At 44.0% G+C, this 5,282-nt stretch carries 3 protein-coding genes and 2 pseudogenes; 3 read left to right on the plus strand and 2 right to left on the minus strand.

The window, feature by feature from the left end:
- Positions 1-176: pseudogene (locus tag AK963_RS32465) on the plus strand (IS256 family transposase); the annotation flags it as partial.
- A gap of 15 nt (positions 177-191) precedes the next feature.
- Here the strand turns inward: AK963_RS32465 and AK963_RS25080 are convergent.
- The gene (locus AK963_RS25080; RefSeq protein ID WP_139117650.1) at positions 192-3,350 is read right to left on the minus strand and encodes a coiled-coil domain-containing protein; all 3,159 of its coding nucleotides are present in this window, start codon (positions 3,348-3,350) and stop codon (positions 192-194) included.
- A gap of 476 nt (positions 3,351-3,826) precedes the next feature.
- Here AK963_RS25080 and AK963_RS25085 point away from each other — a divergent pair, with 476 nt between their 5' ends.
- Positions 3,827-4,135 (plus strand): hypothetical protein, encoded by a 309-nt coding sequence (locus AK963_RS25085; protein ID WP_066018118.1) that lies wholly within the window; start codon positions 3,827-3,829, stop codon positions 4,133-4,135.
- Positions 4,122-4,943 (plus strand): hypothetical protein, encoded by an 822-nt coding sequence (locus AK963_RS25090; protein WP_066018119.1) that lies wholly within the window; start codon positions 4,122-4,124, stop codon positions 4,941-4,943. The genes AK963_RS25085 and AK963_RS25090 overlap by 14 nt, the downstream gene beginning before the upstream one ends.
- Before the next feature lie 149 nt (positions 4,944-5,092).
- Here the strand turns inward: AK963_RS25090 and AK963_RS35915 are convergent.
- Positions 5,093-5,282, minus strand: a pseudogene (locus AK963_RS35915) (IS630 family transposase); the annotation flags it as partial.

Consider the following 5,282-nt stretch of genomic DNA (forward strand, 5'->3'; position numbering starts at 1 on the left):
GCGTCATTCGTAAGGCGATCAAGAACCGGAAGATTTTTCGGACTGATGAGTCAGTCATGAAGGTAATCTATCTGGCCATGGAAAAAGCTTCCGAGAAATGGACCATGCCGATCAGGAACTGGAAAGCAGCCATGAACCGGTTTGAAATTATGTTTCCTGACCGGTTCAAGGAGTAATAGTTTTGGTGGCGTTTACACAGAATTATTTACAGGCTCGCTTTCATTAAGTATAGAGCTATCAGAGAGCACACTTGCATCATCTAATGGCACTGTTAATTGCCACCAGTGTGAGTAAGGATCTATTGTTTCTGGGGATATAGGTTTTCGGAGGTTGAGTCTTATATCTTGACATATTAAAGTCTGTTCCCAGTCTTGGAGCTTGAAGAACCTGTGTATATCTGATAGTGAATGAGAGCGACCTTCGGCTGTTTTGAGCCAGTAATGCTCTGTAGAAATGTCATCATCAGGGCCACGCATGTGCATAACATCATATTGTAGACCGTAAAGAGCCCGTGACTTTTCTATATGGTCGTTTTGTAGACTGTAAAGAGTCCGTGACTTTTGTATACGGTCGTGAGCCTCCTTTGCATAAATGGAGGCAAGTACAGATTTTTCTCTCTCTTCGCGTTTGAGTTGTTTTAGCAATTTCTCTACGTTGCTCTGCATACCAGCGATACCAGCGATAACCTTTTGGGCCCCTTTCGCTACCTTATTACACGCCTTGTCTATGTCTGTGAAGCCTCTAGGGTTGGAAGTGGCTTTTTCGTGCGGTTGCTGAGTTTCTACTTCATTAGGTGTAAATTCTGTTGAAGCCAGGCTTTCCTGTGAACTAAAGAGCGAGTTGTCTCTGTTAAGCTCGGGTATCTCTAAGGATAAAGAGTCTTCCCTGCCCTTAAAGAATCTATCGTACTCTTCCTTAATGGATAATGCCTCTGTTCTTAACTTTTGAACTAGTCTAGCCTTGTCTTCTGCTAAATTGGATTCAAGAGAATCAAGCTCTGTTCTGAGGAACTGGCACTCCCCCTTTTCCTTATCCAGCTGATCCTGTAGATCTCTGATTTCAGCGTCAGATTCTTTGCCTGATTGTTCGAACAGACTTTGAGCCTGCTCAAGACCCTCTTTTGTTGAATGAAGCTCCAGTTCTGCCTCAGCTAACTGCTTTTCCAGATAGTCTTTATGTTCGGTCAATTCCGAGTATTCACTCTGGAGCTGCTGGATTCGATCTTGTTGTTGCTGATTAATAAGATCACGATCATTTATTTCAATCTTCTGTGTGTCAGTCATTTCCTGTAGTTTCTGCACATTATGCTCTTGCTCAGCTTCTAATGTGCGCAACCGCTGTGCCATCTCAGAGCTTTTTGATTGTAGCGTGGCGAATTTGGAGGTGACTTCTTCCAGATTTGTCTGAAGAACCTGAGAACGTTCATGCTCATCCTGTGTTTGTCTTTTTTGCTTACTCAGTACAGCTTGGCTTTCAACCTGGGCGTTCTGTAACTCTTTCAGCTGATCAAGTAATCCCTGTCTATCTTTATGAGCATTGAGAAGCTCTGTTTTTTCATGATCAATCTCAGACTGAAGCGCCACCTTTTCCTGTTGCACAGCGTGTAATTGTTGCTGAACTGTTTCCAATGTATCCGTCGTTTGCCGCAGAGTTTTTAAACGTGAAACAAGGTTTTCTAATTCAATAGCTTGTTCCTGCAGTGTCTGTTTATTATGCTCTCGCTCGGTTTCTGATGTGAATAACCGCTGTTCCATCTCAGAGCTGTTTAATTTCAGCGCAGACAATTCAGTGGTGGCTCCCTCCAGATTTCTCTGAAGAACCTGAGAACGCTCCTGCTCATCCTGCATTTTTCTTTGTTGTTCTCTCAGCACTGCTTGGCTTTCAATATTGGTTTTCTGTAACTCTTCCAGAGATTTCAGAGCTTTCTGATGTTGTTCCGTAAGCTGCTCTTTCTCTCCCTTCATTAATGTAAGGTCTGATGTTTTACTGTGTAGCTGTTTGATCAATTCTTCCTGATGTTTCTGGGTTTTAAGAAGTTCTGCTCTTGTTTGGTCAACCGAAGACTTAAGTGCCACATTCGCCTCTTGTACGACGTGTAGTTGTTGCTGAACTGCTCGATAGTCTTCAGTGTGTTCTATTTCTGATGCCTGGTGTTGCTCCTTCAGGGTCATCAGAGCATCACGTAACGTATTTCTGTCTTGTAGCTGCTGTGTCCGTTGTGTCTTAAGAGACTGTAATTGTGTTTTTAACTGCACTAATGCGGAAGTATTGGCAGTGTTCTTATCAATCTCAGCGTTTAATTGTGTCTGTAACCTGGCAGTCTGGATTTGGTAATCCTTAAGAAGCAAGTCAGACTCAGTGATGCGCTGGTGGTAATCATTCAATTTATTATGGAACTGGTCTTTCCTACGCTGTTTATCAATTTCTGCTTGATTGAGTTGCTCATTCAGTGTGGTTTCAGTTTCTTTTTGCTGGGCTACCACGCTTTCTGCCTGCCTGAGCTGATTTTCTAAATAACTTTGCTCTCTCAGGGCTTTTTCCTGCTGTTGCCTGAGGGTATCGATATCCGTATTCAGCCTTGCTTGCTCGTGCTGAGCACGTTGGTAATTTTCAGTCAGCTGTTTTAAATCTCTCTTTAGTTCATGTTTACGATGCTGCAGGCTTTCAATATGGCTATCTTTAACAGCGGCCTCTTTTTTAAACTGATCAATCTCCAGTGATCGCTGAACAACTTTTGATTGAGTATGTTCAAGTTTTTTTTGCAATAAAGCTATTTGTACTTCAGTATCAGAAACTTCAGCCCTGACTGTATCCAGCTGCTTTTCAAGGCTTGTGGAGTGTCGTTGTAATTCAGTAATTTCAAGATCCCTGTTATGAACGTCAGCCGTGAGCTTTTGTTGACTCTGCTGCAGTTTCTCCTCTGTTTGTCGACTGCTCGTTTTGAGAGCGGCATGTTCGCCTTGCAAGGCATTATTTAGTTTAAGTGCCTCATCACGCTGGTGCTCAGCAAGAGCAAGCTTTTGCCCTTTGATACGGTCACTCTCTCTTAATGCGTCCAACTGGCGCTGTGCCTGTTGCTGTGCGTTGATTACGTGTGACCTGATGGTTGAACGGGTAGCTGGTTCTTGGGCAGCTATTGTCGGCTTGGTCTTAACAGGAGACTGGGAGGGAACAGAGGTAGGCAGCGCCTTGGATTTTGAACCAGTGGTTGGTTTAGGTGATATTATTGGTGCTTTCGTACTTATTAATGGTTTGGCATGAACGGATTGAATTTTTCTCGCTACCAGTTTTACCACCCGGTACAGGAGATAACCAGCACCAGCAACTCCTGCTGCAATAAGGGGCTGCATTCCAGCAGCCACCATGATCACAAATGATACAACAGCCGCGACTTCAGGCAGGACGCTGACGATACGATCTTTCCAGGAAGGTCTGGATTGGTCATGATTAATCTGGCGAATATGCTCAGACAGGGGGGTCAGCTGTGGAATGAAGGTTGAAGCGCTGGCTGGTGCAGGCATAAACAATCCTTTTTAATATTTCATTAATATTTATATTTGTTCTTAGAAAGCAGTACTGGTTATAAAGTTTCAGTACTTTTTAATGTAAAAATAAATAAAAAATATTTTTTTAAAATTAAAAAGTTATTAACAACGTTATCACAATTATTTCTGCTTTAGCCAAGCCTACCTGACTGATTTTAAAGTGTTTTTTTTAGTAATTCTGTCTGAGAGGCAGAAACTATTTCGATTTGTTTTATTTCAGCACCAACCACGGTGTTAGTCTTATAAGATGCCAGTTATCTGTTTGAACATGGAGTCCATGGATGAATGATGGCAACCTTCGCTCTGGCGAGCCCCTCAAACCAGAGCCCAGGCACTACTCTTTGCCTTCAGGCAATTCTCTGTTGGATGCAGCAGAGGATCTATCCCCCCCGGGTGCTTTTGCACACCAACCGGTCAGTATTATTGACCTGGATGCTTCTCTGGCTGATAAATACGGTACCACCCTTGAAGAAGCTATTGGCCGTTACAATCGCCATGGGGAAGAATTTAACGCATTGATAAGTAACCATAACTCCGGGGGGGGGAAATCGTTCAACAGACAACCGTCGATTAGACTTGCTTGGGGCTGATGCCGAATCCCGGTACCTCCTGGCCAGGAAGCGTCTCAAGCAACTGAAAGAGTGCCTGAGATCTGATTATCTTCAATTGCAGGATATCTGTCGGGCAGAAGCTGGCCGCCAGCTTATGAGGATACCGGAAAAGGAATGTGATGAGTTCTTGGTTGCCATCATTGCTCTCTATGCTGAACATGCACATCACAGACGACAGTTGGATGAAACCTGGAAATACACCGATGAACAGAAGGCGGGGGTTCTAGAGGCCTTGGGGCTATTGCCTGACGAGCATGATCTGATCGATCAGATAGAACGATTGGTCAGTGACATTGAAACCCACCGCAATGAAGCAGCCAAGCTTAAGGGGGATGCAGAAAGATACCAGAAAAGTATTTCAGACAGCCCCAATGACCGCTGTTTTTATGAACTAAGGCTTAATACCTGCTTGCAAACCCTGGAAACGGAAGAAAAATACCTGGCCGAGCACCAGGACAGACTGGCTGAATCCGGACGGCAATTGGAACAGCTGGAGGGGCTGAAGCGTCAGCTTGAAGACCTGGAAAACAGTCGGCAGGTTGCTCAGGGCAAGGTCGAAAACTTCTGGCAGGAGGTGGAGGGAAGAGCGCTTGCACTGTGGGAGCAGTATGGTCAGGGGGCGGCAGTTAATATGAGTCTCAGGGGCAGTACTATTCTGAGTGCATTGAGAGCCGATGTAGCGGTGCTTGCCCAGAGTTCGGTTTTGCCGTGGATGACCGTAAAGCTGAACCAGCAGGGGGATCCCGCCTGGTATTATTTTGCGTTGGTGCAATACACCGAACAATAGGTTCAATTAACCCCAGATTCAGTATCTCTATCTTTAATGAAATCGTGAATTATTATCTTATTATTCTTAATTGTTATTAGATATGATTTTTTGATTCAAAAATCTTTATATTGACCGGGAAACTAATTAATACCAATTGAATTTTCTAACTACTGTATAACTGCCCAATCACGGGAGCACAGACTGAACAGTCGACCAGCTTCGCTGCAAAGGTTATTCCAAGCTTCACAGCAACAATCTACAATATTTTCATAACCTGAAAATGCTTTGTTTGATAAGTCATGCTCCCGCATCCACTCCCATAGCCTGTCTGAGCTGTTACACTCCGGTGCGAATGGT

The sequence above is a fragment of the Endozoicomonas atrinae genome (assembly GCF_001647025.1).
GTDB lineage: Bacteria > Pseudomonadota > Gammaproteobacteria > Pseudomonadales > Endozoicomonadaceae > Endozoicomonas > Endozoicomonas atrinae.

Excerpts from the sequence above, each read along its gene's own strand:
- AK963_RS25085 (WP_066018118.1), top strand. The coding sequence starts at position 3,827 with ATGAATGATGGCAACCTTCGCTCTGGCGAGCCCCTCAAACCAGAGCCC.
- AK963_RS25080 (WP_139117650.1), bottom strand. The coding sequence starts at position 3,350 with ATGCAGCCCCTTATTGCAGCAGGAGTTGCTGGTGCTGGTTATCTCCTG.